Source organism: Streptomyces botrytidirepellens (assembly GCF_003721215.1).
GTDB classification, from domain to species: Bacteria; Actinomycetota; Actinomycetes; order Streptomycetales; family Streptomycetaceae; genus Streptomyces; species Streptomyces himastatinicus.
Genome location: NZ_RIBZ01000318.1, coordinates 39,277 through 52,805 on the forward strand (window position 1 = coordinate 39,277; position 13,529 = coordinate 52,805).

Consider the following 13,529-nt stretch of genomic DNA (forward strand, 5'->3'; position numbering starts at 1 on the left):
GGCCCGGTGGCAGGTGGCCCGCGGCGGCGTCGGCTTGTGCGGCCGGGGCCGCCGTCAGGGCCGACGGCCCGCCCGTCAGCTGCGGTTCAGCACCCGCGTGACACCCGCGACGACCGCCGTCGTCAGCAGCCAGCCCGCCGCGATGAGCGCGTAGGCGAGCCACTGGACGGGATCCGACGGCCAGTACCAGGCGTTGCGCTGGCCCAGGCCGCCGATGGGGATCAGCAGGTCGAGGGTGTAGACGAGCGGGCTGAACGGGGCACCCTCCCCCGGTTTGACCGGTTTCGGGTGCGCGGCGCGGAAGACCGCCGTACCGAGCAGGGTGAGGGCGGTGAGCCAGAGTCCGGCGAGCCAGGGGCGGTAGCCGTAGCCGACCGTCGCGTCGAGCAGATGGCCCCAGACCCGGCCGAGGGGGCGCTGGGTGGCGCGGCGGTGGCGTTGCCTGGCCAGCAGGACGGCGCGCGCGTCGTCGTCGTGGCCGATGGCCTGGTACGTGGCGGCGAGCTGCTGGTACGGCTGGGGGCGGTAGCCGTCGGGGTCGCGCGTGACGAGCGACAGGCAGCGGTCGACGGGCAGGTGCGGCTCCAGCGCCCGGTAGGTGAGCCCGTCGAGGTGGACGGGGGCGGGAGACGTGCCGGGCGGGAGGTGCCATACGTCGAGGCGGCCGTGGCGCAGATCGACGGTGCCCTCCACCCGTGCGGTCCGCAGGTCCAGTTCCCCGGTCTGGAGGTGCCGGGCGTCCACCGCCTGCCCGGTGGGGTGCAGGATCGTGGCGCCCCGGAAGCTGACGGCCCGGCCGGCGGTGGCGCTCGTCAGCACGACCGCGCCCTCGGCGCGGAAGCCCTCGCCGCAGTCGATACGGGAGCCGACCTGGATGCTCTCGGCGCACAGGGCGTCGCCGCCGGGGTGGTGGAGGTGCGCACCCTCCAGGCGCAGCGCCTCCCCCACCCGCGCCTCGTGCAGCCGTATCTCGCCCTCGGCGCGGAACCCCTCCCGGCCGACGATGCCGCTGCCGACCTCCATCCGCGAGCCGTCGAGGGCCACCCCGCCGGGGTTGGACAGCCGCGCGCCCTGGAGGAGCAGGCTGCCGTCGATGCGGGCGCCCGCCAGGTTGACCATGCCCCGGATACGGGTCTTCATCAGGTCCAGGTTGCCCGCGACCGTCACGGTGTTGATCGAGAGTCCGGGCAGATACGAGCCGCCGAAACCGGTGACGTGCAGCGCGGCCCCGTACAGCTGGGGCGGCTCCTCGAACCAGCACTTCTCCAGCCGCAGCACGCAGCACGCCTCCGAGAAGACCAGCTTCAGCCGCCCCGTCACCCGGGCGCCGACGAGGTGGACGACCGGGGTCTCACCCGGCCGGGTGTCGGCGCCGCCGAGCAGCAGGGAACGGACGACCTCCGCCCGTACGGTGCGCCGGGGACCCCAGCCGGAACCGTCCTCCTCCGGCTCGTCCGCCGTCGCGGCGTCCCGCACGTCGACCTCGGCCCCCGTCGCGAACGCATCCCGGAGTCGCCGCTCCGGCTCGGTGAGCGTCGTGGGGCAAGTACGCCTTGCCAGTGGGGAATTGGCAACTCCGGGCGATCACCCGGCGATCGCGGCTCCGGCGGACGTCGGGCTCGCCCCCGGGCCCCGCTCCGCCGGGCGCTGGAGCTGCCAGACGTGGGCCGGGGGCAGGTTGGCCCACACCGCGCTGCGGCCGGTGGCGTAGTGGCGCTGGTAGTCGGCCAGCACCTCCTCGGAGGCCCGCTGCCGCCGCGCCTGGGCGCGGGAGGCCAGGGACAGCAGGGTGCGGGCCGGCCGGGTGCCGCAGTAGGCGAAGTACGTCAGCAGGCCGCCGGGGCGCAGGAGCTCCAGATACCGGCCCATGATCGCATCCACCTGGTGGGGGTCGAAGTTGGCGAAGGGCAGGCCCGAGATGATCGCGTCGTAGCGGTGGCCTATGTCCAGCTCCTCCACGTAGGCGTGGTGCACCCGGGCCTGACCGGGCTGTCCGGTCAGGACGGGGTGGGTGCGGACGAGGTGGCGCAGCCGGTCGGTGAAGCGGGGATTGGCCTCGACGATGTCCAGACGGCTGCCCGCGGGCAACTGGGGGATGAGGGAGCGGGTGACCGAGCCGGTACCGGCACCGACCTCCAGGACGTTCAGCCGCCGCCCCGCCTGTGCGCGCACCGGTTCGGTCAGCGCGTGGGCCAGCGCCCGGCCGCTGGGAGCGAGGGCCCCGGTGGTGCGTATGTCCCGGGCGGCCTCCAGGAGGAACATCCAGTTCCCGGCACCGCTCTGCGCGAGGACACGATTGTGCGAGGGGGTGATCGAGTCGTCCATGGCACGACGCTACAAACAGGCCACGCGACGGCCGATGCTTCTCCGTGTGACGGTGCCCACCCATGATGGCAGGGCGGCGGCGCGGAAGATCGGCGAGGGGGTTCCGGAGGGCCGACCGCCACGCGTTACGGGGCGAGTTGAGGCGGAAAACCGGGGCGGGAGCATGCGGGCGCCGTGCTCTAGTGGCGCTGGTCACACTCGCCGTTTCCGGGGCCGTGCATCGACCGCCCGTGACCGCTACCCGACGGTACGCACGGACATGGCAAACGCCGTACGGGCCACCCCTGGGCTGATCTCACAGCCTTGTGCTGGGCCGAGCCTGGTCCGGTCACAACCCGGGCCGGAGGCGGGAGTTGGGGCGGCAGGGCGGGAGCGGTTGCGCACACTGGATGCCACGGGGCGGGTCGGCGCACTGCTGACCTGCGCAGAAGCGACACCGGAGGTGTGCCATGGCGGCTGGTTGCCGCGACTGCGAGAGGTGTACGAAGTCATGGCTGGGGCGGGTGCTGGAGAACGCCGCCGTGGGGCTGATGCACGTGTGCACGATCGGCATCAGCTATCTGATCAAGAGGGGCTTCCGGCGGCACTGCCCCCAGTGCAAGCACCTGCTGTCCCGGCATGCGCGCAGGGCGGACGGCTCGTTCCGGGACTAGCGGTGCTGTGTCAGGTGGTGTCCTGCCGGTGGCGGATGCGCCGCAGGACGAGCACGGACACAGCCAGGGTGGCCAGGGTGGTGGCGTACACGATCAGCGCCGGAGTGTCGGTAAGGCCACCACTGCTGGTGGTGCGGCCGTCGGCGTCGGTGGTGCTCTGCCCGCCCACGACGGTGGTGAGGCCGACAACGAGGACGAGGAGCGGTGCGGCGCAGACGAGCAGGGCGTCACGGATGGATCGCTTCACGGGATTCTCCAGAAGGGGCGGGCTGTGGGGAGCCGGGTCGGGTGTGCCGGGTGGACGAGCGACGCGTGGTCGGACGGCCTTCGCGCAGGAGCACGGCCGTAACGCCGGCCGTCGTGACCAGCGCCACCGCCCACCCCCGGCGGGAGGAGTCCCAGCCCTCGGCGTATGGGGCGGCGAACAACACCGAACGGGCGGGCGTGAGGGTGAGGACCAGCGGCAGCAGCACGCTGCTCGGCGCGGCGAGCAGGCTGCCTCGGCCTGCTGCGGAGAGGCGGAGGCCGAGCGCGGCCACCATGACCGTCGCCGCCCCGAGGGCGGCCGCCTCCAGAGCTAGTCCCGGCACCGACCAGGCCACCCGCTCGTCCGGGCGCAGGGCGGGCCTCAACAGGAATCCGCACACCGTCCACGCCACGGCGAGCGGTGCCAGAGTCAGCGTCAGCCGCAGGACCCGCCGCGCTGCCAAAGACACGGGCAGTACCGCGGTGGTACGAGCCGCCGGGTCGTCCAGCGCGAACGCCGCGGGGACAGTGCACAGCACCGCGGCCACGCGGAGGAGCAGCGCTGCGTCCCCTGGCGCCGGATGGGTGGAAACGGCGAGCGGCAGCGAACAGACCACGACGGCAAGCGCGCTTCCCAGCACCATCGGTGTGCGGGGCAAGGTGCGCAGCAGATGGGGAACCAGGGCCCTGATCAGAGTCAGCTGACCGCGCATGCGGTGTCCTCCGATCCCTGCTCGCTGTCCTCCGGCACGGAAGCGCCCATCAGTTCGGCGGCCTCCTTGGTGCTCGTGCGGTCGTCGACGAGGGTGTCCCAGGATGACTTCAGCCGATCGCCGACCTCGTCCGCGGGCCGATCCAGCAGTTCTCGGACGACCTGGGCCTCCGGGCCGTTGACGGAAAGGGAGTCGGACGAGCCCAGCGTGGAGAGGGTGACACCGCCGATGCTGCGCTGTTCCAGCGAGCGCAGGGCCTCGGCCGTCTCAGGGGTGGCTTGCGCCGCGAGCCACAGGACGGTTACGGCGGGGGCGCGGCACAGGGTTTGCGGAGCTGCTTCGCCGCCCCGGGCGGGGCCGTCGACGACCACGCGGGCGGAGAACCGTACGGCGAAGGAGAGCATGGCGTCGCCCCCGATCTCATCGGTGCCCCATTGGGTGCCGACGGTGACCGCCGATGGGGTGTGGTGCCGGGCGTCGTCCTTGGCCCACGCTTCGAGCGGCGGCCGGCCGGTGACGCCTTCCCGGTCGGCCCCGAAGAACAGCCGCTGACGTACCGCGTAGGGACCGTTCTGCTGGTCGTCCGGCACCCTGCGAAGGATGCCGTCGGTGACCTGCCGCCAGTCCTTCGTACGTCCTTGGAACTCGGGGAAGGCGCAGAAGGTGACCTTGCCGTCGCGCCGACAACGCTGCTGATCTCCCGGGTACTTCTCCGCCGCGGTCCGGTGTTCGTCGAGGGACTCGGAGGGGGAGCGGTACTGTCCGGCTCCTGCCACGACGGCGGCCACCGCCAGGAGGGCCACCGCTCCGCGTGCCGGGAGGGTGCGCAGCCCCGCCCGGACGAGGGCGATCAGCGCCAGGAGCCCGCTCACCGCGGCCAGATAGACGAGATGTGTCAGGGCTGGACGGTCCCTCAGGTTCATGGGCAGCGGCGCCGCGAACTCGCTCTCCACGCCGAGCGGGCCCAGCCATTTCATGCCGCGTACCTCCAGCGCGCTGCACAGGACGAGCGCGCCGAAGAGCAGCACCGCGAACGGCCCTGCCGAGACCGCCGTGGTGAAACGGGCGAGCGCCGCACCGGTACACCCTGCGAGCACCACGACGGCTGGGCCCGTCGCGAGCTCGACCGGCGAGGGGGTGCCGACCGCGGTGGGAGCCAGGGCGTAGTAGGCGATGCGTGACAGGGTCACGAATGCGGCCAGCACCGCCAGCGGCAGGATGGCCACGAGGTGCGCCAAGGTTTGCCGCCACGGTGGCAGCGTGAGCACCTCGCACAAGGGTTCAGCGCCGTGCCGGTGCATACGGGTCATCGCCATGTGCGTCGTCAGGAGGGCTCCGGCTGCCAGCAGGAGCAACGGCATCTGGGTATAGCGGTCCTCGTCCTGCAGCACCGGGTACCTGCTGTCGAGTCCTGTGCTCAGCGCTTCGTACGCCCAGAGCGCGGCGTAGAGAAGGAGAGCGGCCACGACAGCTGGATGCCGTAGCGCCCGGCCGGACTCGGATAACGCGAGCGCCCACTGGGCGTGGCGCGCGCTCCGGGGTTCCGGTTCCGGGGGGAAGCTCTGACCGGGAGAGGGGGCGCCGACGATGGATGAGTCGTCGGCGATGACGGTGGTGCGGCGCTCTTCGGCCTGGTGCGCCTTGGCCTGGTTTCCGCTCACGCCGCGCCTGCCGATGCCTTTGCGCCGTCGAGCAGCAGCAGGTACCCGTCCTCGATGGTCGGCTCCACCAGAGTGGCGTCCGCCGGAGGGACGCCGATGTTGCGGAAAGTGCCGACGCCAGTGCGCCAGGCCGCGAGGGCCGTGGAAGCGCGCTCGCCGCTGCTCCAGACGCGCCCCTGCGCGAGCAAGGCCAGTTCCTGGGGGGAGCCCTGGAACTTCACGCCGCCGTGATCGAGGACTACGACCTTGTGGCACAGGGCGGCGACATCCTCCGTCTGGTGCGTCGAGAGCAGAACGGTTCTGCCCTCCCCCAGTTCGGCGATGAGTTCGCGGAAGCGGAGACGTTGCTCGGGGTCGAGCCCTACGGTGGGCTCGTCGAGGATGAGCAGCTCGGGGTTGCCGACGATGGCGGCTGCGAGACCGACGCGCTGGCGCATGCCGCCGGACAGCTTCCGGATGCGTTTACTGCGGTCGGCGGTCAGCCCGACCTCTTCCAGTACCCGGCGGGCCTCGTCGCGGCGGGCGCCCCGGTCGCTGATCTCCTTGAGGATTCCCACGTAGTCAATGAACTCGAAGGCTGTGAAGTGCGGAGGGAAGCCCGGGTTCTGCGGCAGATAGCCGAGCCGCCGACGCACGGTCTGACGGCCCGCGGCTGTCAGGGGATCGAGGCCCAGTACCCGCAGTGTGCCCGCGTCCGGGGTGCTCGCCGTGGCGAGGATGCGCAGCAGCGTGGTCTTCCCCGCCCCGTTGGGTCCCAGCAGGCCGGTCACCCCTTGTCCCAGGGAAAGGGACACGTCGCTGAGTGCGTTCAGGCGTCCGTACCGCACGTCCACACCCGACAGCTCAACTCGCGGTGCTTGATGTTCCATCCACCTCAGTCCTCTCGGCCCACGGCGGGGACCGTCCAGCCTTGGTTGCCGTACCTGTCGAATCCGTCGCGCAGCGCTATGACCGCGGCGGCGGCCAGCACGGCCACCGCCGCCATGGCCAGTTGTACCTCCGGCAGGAGTAGCCGTGTCCCGGCGACTACGTCCGGGTTGTAGGAGATCGTGAGACCCACCAGCCAGGTGCCGAGCGTCAGCCCAATGGCCGGAACGGCGTCCATGCGGCTCGACAGAGCGAGACAGACGGCTGTGAGCATGAGGGACGGGACGAGCCAGCCGAACAGGCACGACAGAGGCAGCGGCAGACCCGCCGCGCCCACAGCACTGAGGACCAGCATCATCATCTGCACGACCGCTGCCCGCAGCAAAACGACGCGGAGCCCGCTCAACGGCGAGACCGCCAGCCACACGTACGCCGGGTCGAAGCGCTGACCGGTGACAGCGGCCACGCCGACGGCCGACAGTGCGGGCGCGAGCGCGAAGAACAGCAGGGGCCCCGATGCCGAGTCAGCCCAGCGCGCCATGGCGACGGCCACCATGAGGAGCAAGGCCGCGCCGCCCCACCAGGACCAGCGCAACGAGGGCATGGCCGCGCACAGCCTGGCGGTGTGCTCCGGTACTCCCAGGCGCAGAGCGCATCGCTCCATCAGCCCCCTGGCCGGCTCGTCGGTGGCGCGATCTACCTGCTGCCAGAGGGAGAGCATGGTCTCGGCCTCCATCAGCGGGGCGAGCCGCGTCCGGCAGGTGGGGCACCTGTCCAGATGGCCTTCGATCAGGACGGCAGCCGCTCGGGGGAGCGGTCGCGCCGCGTATGCCTGGAGCAAGTCACGGTCCAGATGCCCCGAGCTGCGGTCCGGTCCCTCTTGCGCCGTCGCCGGTTCCGTCTCTGTCATCTGCCCCTCCTCCCTGTGGCCGCGGCTTGAGGCGCAGCCTTCGCTGCGCCGGTCTCCGTTGCCCTGACTGTCATGGTCATCGCGCCAGGTCTTCTCTGAGCCGGTGCCTTGCCCGTGACGCTCGGGACTTGACCGTCCCGGTCGGTACCCCCAGCCGTTCGGCGGCCTCCTGCACCGTCAGCCCTTCCAGAACGGTCGCCCGGATGACCGCCTTGAGTTCGGTCGGCAACAACTCCACGGCGGCCAAGGCATCGTCGCCCAGGTTGGCGAGGAGTTCCTCCTCCGCAGAGTCCACGTGACGTCTCGGGAGGCTCGTCAGGCGGCCCAGCAACCGGCCTCGCCGCTCCTGCCCCCGCCGCGCGTCGATCAGACGCCGTGAACCCACTCGCCATAACCATCCGCTCACGTCCGTCACTTGGCCGAGACCACGGGACGGACGGCGCTCACGAGGCCGCCAGACCTCGACGAAGACATCTTGGACCACTTCATCCACGAGCACCGGATCAGCACAACGCTGCCGCAGACGAGCCCGGAGCCAAGGGGCGAACCTCCGGAAGAGTTCCTCGAACGCCTCACGGTCCCCCTCAGCAACCGCGCCCAAAAGCTCGGCATCGGCATCGGCGCCCCTCCGTTCGACCGTCACACCCCCCTCGTCGTCCCGAACGACCGGCGTGGTTCACGACAGAAATGTGACCCGCATCACTGTCACTCGAGAACCCCCTGTCGGACGACCGAGTTCCATTTCGCAAACAACCAGGCGAGATGCGACCAAGAACACTCATCAGCGACCACTCAGCCATACAACACAGCCCAACCGCACCTTCATACCCTCTTGCCCACAACACGTCAGACCATAAGACTCACGTCGATCCACCTCGAACTGACCATCGAGGGAATCTACTGAAACAGTGGATATTTACGCATGCGTATTTCGCGAACCGTCAAGAGGGTCTCCGCCCTCGGCGTGGCGACCATCGCGCTCTCCGGTGTCACGGCCGTGGCTCCCGCCGCAGCCGCGGAGACCGGCGCCCAGGGCGCACCTCCGACCTGCGTGAAGGGCTGGGTGAACAGCGGCGTCCTCACTCAGACCGCATACGCCAAGAACAACTGTCCCAGGAAGACCTACCGGGTAAAGATCCTGTGGGACTTCGGGGTCGACGGTCCTTGTCAGACGATGGATCCGGGTGACCAGCAGAGCCACAAGGTCGCCATCGCTCCGCGCAACTTCGCCGGGTTAGGCCTCTGCTGAGCCACCGCTAGGCGCTAGAGCAAGCAGGCCGGGTATCGACCGCATTGCAGCTGCGGTCGATACCCGTTCTTGCATTATGGTCGCTTCTTTGTATCCGAGCCGCAGCGCGTGACCGCGAGACGCTGACAGCGATCATCTTTGCCCCCCCGGTGAACCGCACTGCAGCACTTCCCTTCCAGCTTCGGCCCATCGGGGCCGACCACTCAGTCTGGGAAGGAGAGAGCCCCATCAGACTGTGCCACGGTGCGCTCCGCGAGCAGGCCCGCCATCGTCCGTACGCCAAGGCCGATGGCGCGCTCATCCGGGGCGAAGTCGGGAAAGTGCGGATAGGCGGTGGTGACGGGTGCGCCGGGGGCACGGACGCCGAGGAAGGTATACGTACCGGGGACGCGGTCCAGGTACAGGGCGAAGTCCTCGCCGCTGAAGGGCGGGAAGGCGGCGTGCAGCTGGACCACCGCGTCCCGGCCGACTGAGTGGCGCAGGTGGCGGGCGAGCCTGCGGGCGTCGGGCTCCGGGCAGACCATGGCGGGGAACGGATCGGCGGGAAAGCCGACCGTGGCCCCCGGGTACGCGGCGGCCAGTCGGCGGATGTCCGCGCGGACCTCGGCGTACCGCTCCTCCGGCCAGCAGCGGGAGGACACGCTCACCGTGTCCCCCTGCGCGGTGGCCCGGACGGCCACGAAGCGGGCCAGCGGCCCGTGCGGCACCTGGGCGTCGGCGATCAGCCGCTCCAGGTCGGCCGGGGTCCGCGGCTGGGCCACCGTGGCGAGCACGGCGATGTCGGTGGCCAGGCGCCCGGCGGCATCGGCCGCGTCCGGTCCCGTGAGCGCCACTTCCGCCGTGTCCTGGCCGGGCAGCCCGTAGCCCGGCGTCACGGCGAACCGGCCGACGGGAAACGGTCCGCAGTGCAGCGCGTGGATCTCCTCGACGCCGGTGCGCTCCAGCACCCCCGCGTCGATCAGCGCGCGGGCCCCGGACAGGGCCTCCTCGGCGGGCTGGAAGACGAACACCACCGTGCCGCTCAGTCGCGTGCGCAGGTGCGCCAGGACCCGCGCGACGCCCAGGGCCACCGTGGTGTGGACGTCGTGCCCGCAGAGGTGGGCCGCCGCCGGGCCGCCGCCGATGATGTCCTTGGGCGGCACCGCGTCCATGTCGGCCCGGTACGCCACGGTCCGGCCCGGACGTACGCCCCGCAGGACACCGACCACGCCGTGGCCGCCCACGCCCGTGGCAACGGTCAGCCCGGCCGCCCGCAGCTCCCGCGCCACCACACCGGCGGTGCGCCGCTCCTGCCCCGGCGTCTCGGGGTGCCGGTGGAGGTCCCGCCGCAGCGCGATCAGCTCGCGCTCCAGGCGCGCCACCTCGGCGTCCACCGCCCCCTGCGCCACCCCCCGCTTCCTTCCGTGCGCGGCGGCCCGCCCCGCGGTCCCCCACGCCACTCCCGCGCCGGTTGCCGCCGTGGCGGCCAGCAGCGTACGGCGGGCGAGAGCGCGCCCCTCGAGAGGTCTGGCCGTTCGTTCTTCGTGGTGTGTCATCCCGCAACCATCGCCGCTCGCACACCCCGTGGCCCATCCGGCGGGCCACCGCTCGGGGGTGGGGCCAGCCCTCTCAGACGCGGTCGAACGGCTCGGCGTAGGCGAAGGGGCCCTTGAGGGTGGGTTGGTACGCGGTCAGGGGGCGGGCCTGGAAGTAGTCGCCCCAGGCCGGGTCGGGGGCCGTGATGCCGTACGCGGCCGCGGGGCGGAAGCCGAAGCGGCCGTAGTACGCGGGGCTGCCGAGGAGCGCGACCAGTGACTCGCCGAACGCGTCCGCCGCGCCCAGGATCGCGTGCATCAGCGCCAGGCCAACGCCCCGGCGCTGGTGGGTGGGGTGGACGCTGAGGGGGCCGAGCCCGAGGGCGAGATCGGGTCCGACGTGGCCGCGGGTGCACACCACATGGCCGATCACATCGCCGCGGTCGTCGGCCGCGACGAACGACAGGGCCGGCAACCAGGCGTCGCAGGTGCGGAGTTCATCGAGGAGGGTGACCTCGACCGGGACCGCGGCCTCCGACTTGCCGAACGCTGCCGCCGTGACGTCGCGTACGCCGGCGAGGTCGGAGGGGGTTTCTCGTCGGATCAGCATCGGCACAGGATGCGCGGCGGATCCAGCCCGGGGCAACCCATTTGTGCGGTACGGAGCCCCTGCGGGGGCCGCTACGCGGAGCGCGCGCGGGTGGCGAGGGCCCGTTCGGCCCGGACGTACGTCACGTCGTGGTCGGCGAGGACGTTCGCGGCGACACCGGGGCGGGCGAGGAGGGCGAGCAGGAGGTGTTCGTCGCCGATGTGCTTGTCGCCGCGGCCGTGCGCAATCCGCAGCGACCGTTCGAGCACCGACTTGGCCTCGGGGGCGAAACGGCCGCGGGAGCGGCGGCGGCGCGGCGCGGCGGCCAGGGCGCCGACGCCGTGCTTCTCCTCCACGCGGGAGACGATCGCGTCCACGTCGATGCCGAGCCCCGCCAGCGCCTCCGCGTCCGCGGGCGAGATGCCGCCGCGGCGGCGGGCCTCGGCCAGGGCGCGTTCGATCGAGCCGCGCCGGGCGGTGGCGCCCAGGGTGGCCAGGACGTGGGCGGCGGGGCTGTCCGCGCGGTCCAGCAACGCGAGCAGCAGCTCGGGCTCGCCGACCGTGGCGCCGCCCGTTTCGTCCGCCTGCCGGACGGCCCCGCGGACGACCTCGCGGGCACTGGTGGTGAACCTCTCGAACATCAACGCCTCCCGTGCTTCTTGTGAACGGCCTGGCGGCTGACGCCCAGTTCGGCCGCGATCTCCTGCCACGACCAGCCCTTGGCGCGGGCGCTGCGCACCTGTACGGCCTCCAGCTGCTCCAGCAGCCGGCGCAGCGCGGCGACGGCGCGCAGTCCGACCCGGGGGTCCCGGTCGCCGGCGCGCGCGGCGAGATCCGTTGCTTCGGTCATGCTGTCAATGTACGTTGACACGCCCTCGGACGTCAACTGTGATTGACAACCCGCGGCGGTAATGGGGTCGACGCGCCCTCCGCGGCTCCGGCAACCTCTCGCCATGGACCCCCATCACTGGCCCCTCTACGGGCTCCGCCTCCGCACCCCACGCCTTGAGCTGCGCCTTCCCGACATCGCCCTGACCGACGAGCTGGCCGCCGTCGCCGCGGGCGGGGTGCACGACCCGGCGGAGATGCCGTTCAGCGTGCCGTGGACCGACGCCGCCCCGGAGGAACGCGGCCGCGCGACGTTCCAGCACGTCCTGCGCACGATCGCCGAGTGGCGACCCGAGGACTGGACGCTGAGCCTCGCCGTCCTGCACGAGGGCACGGTGATCGGACGGCAGGACGTCACCGCCACCGGCTTCGCGGTGACGCGGGAGGCGCAGACCGGCTCCTGGCTGGGCACCGCCCACCAGGGGCAGGGCTTCGGCACGGAGATGCGCGCGGCCGTGGCGCATCTGGCGTTCGCCGGGCTGGGGGCGCTCGGCCTGACGTCGGCCGCGTTCATGGAGAACGGGCGCTCGCTCGGCGTCTCGCGCCGCCTCGGCTACCGCCCCGACGGCCTGGAAACGGTCGCCGTACGGGGCGAGAAGCGGACGCTCCAGCGACTGCGGCTGGACCGCGCGGCCTGGGAGGAGCGGCGCACCGTCCCCGTCGAGGTGCGGGGGCTGGAGCCGTGCCGGGAGATGTTCGCCGCGCCGCCCCCCTAGCATCCCCAGGGCCTGCGGGACAGGCCCGGTGCGGTAGCCGCGCCGTACGGCCGAAGGCGTCCGTACGGCGCTCGCTACTCTCCCGTACGTGACCAAGCCCCCGATATCCCCGGCCCTGGCCGCCGCCCGCACCCGGCTCCGCCGGGCCCGCTCCGCCGTCGTCCGCTGCTGGTCGCATCCCCGGCTGAGGTGGCCCAAGCGCGTCGTGGCCGCCCTCGTGGGGTGCCTGGTGCTGTCCCTGCTCGCGGCCGGGATCACGCTGCGGCTGAACTACGCGGGCGATCCGGAGCCCGGCACCCGCACCCGGGGCCGGGACGCGGTGTGGCTCGGCCACGCCTGGGTGGACGGCCGCAACGGCGACGCCGAACTCGCCGCCCTGGCCCGGCGGATACGCGGCACCGGCGTCCGCGACCTGTACGTCCACGCGGGCCCGCTGGACCACGACGGCACCCTGTCCGCGAAGCGCTACCCGCACGCCGGGTGGCTGCTGAAGGCCGTCCACCGCGAACTGCCCGGCGTACGGGTACAGGCGTGGCTCGGCGACGTCCTGGCCACCGAGGGCCCGACCGGGCTGCGGCTCACCGACCCGCGCAGCCGGGCCCACGTGGTGCGCTCCGCCCGCCAGGTCCTCGACGCGGGCTTCGACGGCGTCCACTTCGACCTGGAGCCGCTGCACTCCGGCGACCGCGACTACCTCACCCTCCTCGACGACCTGCACGCCCTCACCCGCGCCCGCCGCGCCCCGCTCTCGGTCGCCGCCCACCAGATCGACCCGCTGCCCGCGCTGCACTCGGTGGCGGGCTTCTTCTTCAACCACCCCAAGTGGTGGTCCCAGGCGTTCTTCGGACAGGTGGCGCGGCGGGTCGACCAGATCGCGGTCATGTCGTACGACACGTCGATGCCGCTGGAGAGCCTGTACGGCGGCTACGTGGCCCAGCAGACGGAACTCGCCCTGGAGGCCACCCCGCCGGGAACGGACCTCCTCATGGGCCTCCCCGGCTACCACACCAACAACTGGGGCCACCACGCCTGGGCCGAGACCGTCACCGCCGCCGTCCGCGGCACCCGCCTCGGCCTCGGCCGCGAGGACCGCCTGCGGAAGCGCTTCGGGGTGGCGCTGTACGTGGACTTCGCCGCCACGGACGCGGACTGGACGGCGTACCGCGAGGACTGGGGCGCCCGGGGTAAGGACTGACGC

At 72.3% G+C, this 13,529-nt stretch carries 16 protein-coding genes; 4 read left to right on the forward strand and 12 right to left on the reverse strand.

Annotation, left to right across the window (positions count from 1 at the left end; genetic code table 11):
- Nucleotides 1-75: 75 nt before the first annotated feature.
- On the reverse strand, nt 76-1,476 hold the full coding sequence (locus tag EEJ42_RS27625) for an oxidoreductase (RefSeq protein WP_123104032.1): 1,401 nt from the start codon (nt 1,474-1,476) through the stop codon (nt 76-78).
- Between the two features lie 108 nt (nt 1,477-1,584).
- Entirely contained in the window at nt 1,585-2,325 is a 741-nt protein-coding gene (locus EEJ42_RS27630) for a class I SAM-dependent methyltransferase (protein ID WP_123104034.1), read from the reverse strand.
- 449 nt (nt 2,326-2,774) lie between these two features.
- On the opposite strand from EEJ42_RS27630, the gene EEJ42_RS27635 reads away from it, so the two are divergent.
- The gene (locus EEJ42_RS27635) at nt 2,775-2,978 is read left to right on the forward strand and encodes a hypothetical protein (protein WP_123104036.1); all 204 of its coding nucleotides are present in this window, start codon (nt 2,775-2,777) and stop codon (nt 2,976-2,978) included.
- Nucleotides 2,979-2,988: 10 nt separating this feature from the next.
- Here the strand turns inward: EEJ42_RS27635 and EEJ42_RS27640 are convergent, their stop codons facing one another.
- From EEJ42_RS27640 to EEJ42_RS27665, 6 genes are all read right to left on the reverse strand, one after another.
- Nucleotides 2,989-3,225 carry a hypothetical protein gene (locus tag EEJ42_RS27640; RefSeq protein WP_123104038.1) on the reverse strand — a complete coding sequence of 79 codons (237 nt, stop codon included), beginning with the start codon at nt 3,223-3,225 and terminating at the stop codon, nt 2,989-2,991.
- Complete coding sequence (locus EEJ42_RS27645; RefSeq protein WP_123104040.1) at nt 3,206-3,937, reverse strand: hypothetical protein; 732 nt, start codon at nt 3,935-3,937, stop codon at nt 3,206-3,208. The genes EEJ42_RS27640 and EEJ42_RS27645 overlap by 20 nt, the downstream gene beginning before the upstream one ends.
- Nucleotides 3,922-5,598: a hypothetical protein gene (locus EEJ42_RS27650; protein ID WP_123104042.1), complete on the reverse strand. Its 1,677-nt coding sequence runs from the start codon at nt 5,596-5,598 to the stop codon at nt 3,922-3,924. The genes EEJ42_RS27645 and EEJ42_RS27650 overlap by 16 nt, the downstream gene beginning before the upstream one ends.
- Nucleotides 5,595-6,467, reverse strand: a complete 873-nt coding sequence (locus EEJ42_RS27655; protein WP_123104044.1) for an ABC transporter ATP-binding protein — start codon at nt 6,465-6,467, stop codon at nt 5,595-5,597. Before EEJ42_RS27655 ends, EEJ42_RS27650 begins: the two co-directional genes overlap by 4 nt.
- Before the next feature lie 5 nt (nt 6,468-6,472).
- Nucleotides 6,473-7,375 carry a zf-HC2 domain-containing protein gene (locus tag EEJ42_RS27660; RefSeq protein WP_123104046.1) on the reverse strand — a complete coding sequence of 301 codons (903 nt, stop codon included), beginning with the start codon at nt 7,373-7,375 and terminating at the stop codon, nt 6,473-6,475.
- A gap of 76 nt (nt 7,376-7,451) precedes the next feature.
- Nucleotides 7,452-8,018 (reverse strand): RNA polymerase sigma factor, encoded by a 567-nt coding sequence (locus EEJ42_RS27665; protein WP_123104048.1) that lies wholly within the window; start codon nt 8,016-8,018, stop codon nt 7,452-7,454.
- A 279-nt stretch (nt 8,019-8,297) separates the two neighbouring features.
- Here EEJ42_RS27665 and EEJ42_RS27670 point away from each other — a divergent pair, with 279 nt between their 5' ends.
- Nucleotides 8,298-8,624, forward strand: coding sequence for a hypothetical protein (locus EEJ42_RS27670; RefSeq protein WP_123104050.1), 327 nt, complete (start codon nt 8,298-8,300; stop codon nt 8,622-8,624).
- 203 nt (nt 8,625-8,827) lie between these two features.
- On the opposite strand, the gene EEJ42_RS27675 is transcribed toward EEJ42_RS27670, so the two are convergent.
- The 4 genes from EEJ42_RS27675 to EEJ42_RS27690 all read right to left on the reverse strand — a co-directional run bounded on the left by EEJ42_RS27675 (nt 8,828) and on the right by EEJ42_RS27690 (nt 11,577).
- A complete protein-coding gene (locus EEJ42_RS27675) occupies nt 8,828-10,159 on the reverse strand; it encodes a M20 metallopeptidase family protein (RefSeq protein ID WP_123104052.1) in 1,332 nt (443 codons plus the stop codon).
- A gap of 73 nt (nt 10,160-10,232) precedes the next feature.
- Nucleotides 10,233-10,748, reverse strand: coding sequence for a GNAT family N-acetyltransferase (locus EEJ42_RS27680; RefSeq protein WP_123104054.1), 516 nt, complete (start codon nt 10,746-10,748; stop codon nt 10,233-10,235).
- Between the two features lie 71 nt (nt 10,749-10,819).
- Nucleotides 10,820-11,368: a Clp protease N-terminal domain-containing protein gene (locus tag EEJ42_RS27685; protein WP_123104056.1), complete on the reverse strand. Its 549-nt coding sequence runs from the start codon at nt 11,366-11,368 to the stop codon at nt 10,820-10,822.
- Entirely contained in the window at nt 11,368-11,577 is a 210-nt protein-coding gene (locus EEJ42_RS27690; RefSeq protein ID WP_055553048.1) for a helix-turn-helix domain-containing protein, read from the reverse strand. The genes EEJ42_RS27685 and EEJ42_RS27690 overlap by 1 nt, the downstream gene beginning before the upstream one ends.
- 103 nt (nt 11,578-11,680) lie before the next feature.
- On the opposite strand from EEJ42_RS27690, the gene EEJ42_RS27695 reads away from it, so the two are divergent.
- Nucleotides 11,681-12,331 (forward strand): GNAT family N-acetyltransferase, encoded by a 651-nt coding sequence (locus EEJ42_RS27695; RefSeq protein WP_123104058.1) that lies wholly within the window; start codon nt 11,681-11,683, stop codon nt 12,329-12,331.
- A gap of 88 nt (nt 12,332-12,419) precedes the next feature.
- A complete protein-coding gene (locus EEJ42_RS27700) occupies nt 12,420-13,526 on the forward strand; it encodes a glycoside hydrolase family 18 protein (RefSeq protein ID WP_123104060.1) in 1,107 nt (368 codons plus the stop codon).
- Nucleotides 13,527-13,529: the final 3 nt, after the last annotated feature.

Excerpts from the sequence above, each read along its gene's own strand:
- EEJ42_RS27630 (WP_123104034.1), bottom strand. The coding sequence starts at position 2,325 with ATGGACGACTCGATCACCCCCTCGCACAATCGTGTCCTCGCGCAGAGC.
- EEJ42_RS27635 (WP_123104036.1), top strand. The coding sequence starts at position 2,775 with ATGGCGGCTGGTTGCCGCGACTGCGAGAGGTGTACGAAGTCATGGCTG.
- EEJ42_RS27645 (WP_123104040.1), bottom strand. The coding sequence starts at position 3,937 with ATGCGCGGTCAGCTGACTCTGATCAGGGCCCTGGTTCCCCATCTGCTG.
- EEJ42_RS27655 (WP_123104044.1), bottom strand. The coding sequence starts at position 6,467 with ATGGAACATCAAGCACCGCGAGTTGAGCTGTCGGGTGTGGACGTGCGG.
- EEJ42_RS27660 (WP_123104046.1), bottom strand. The coding sequence starts at position 7,375 with ATGACAGAGACGGAACCGGCGACGGCGCAAGAGGGACCGGACCGCAGC.
- EEJ42_RS27670 (WP_123104050.1), top strand. The coding sequence starts at position 8,298 with ATGCGTATTTCGCGAACCGTCAAGAGGGTCTCCGCCCTCGGCGTGGCG.
- EEJ42_RS27675 (WP_123104052.1), bottom strand. The coding sequence starts at position 10,159 with ATGACACACCACGAAGAACGAACGGCCAGACCTCTCGAGGGGCGCGCT.
- EEJ42_RS27680 (WP_123104054.1), bottom strand. The coding sequence starts at position 10,748 with ATGCTGATCCGACGAGAAACCCCCTCCGACCTCGCCGGCGTACGCGAC.
- EEJ42_RS27685 (WP_123104056.1), bottom strand. The coding sequence starts at position 11,368 with ATGTTCGAGAGGTTCACCACCAGTGCCCGCGAGGTCGTCCGCGGGGCC.
- EEJ42_RS27690 (WP_055553048.1), bottom strand. The coding sequence starts at position 11,577 with ATGACCGAAGCAACGGATCTCGCCGCGCGCGCCGGCGACCGGGACCCC.
- EEJ42_RS27695 (WP_123104058.1), top strand. The coding sequence starts at position 11,681 with ATGGACCCCCATCACTGGCCCCTCTACGGGCTCCGCCTCCGCACCCCA.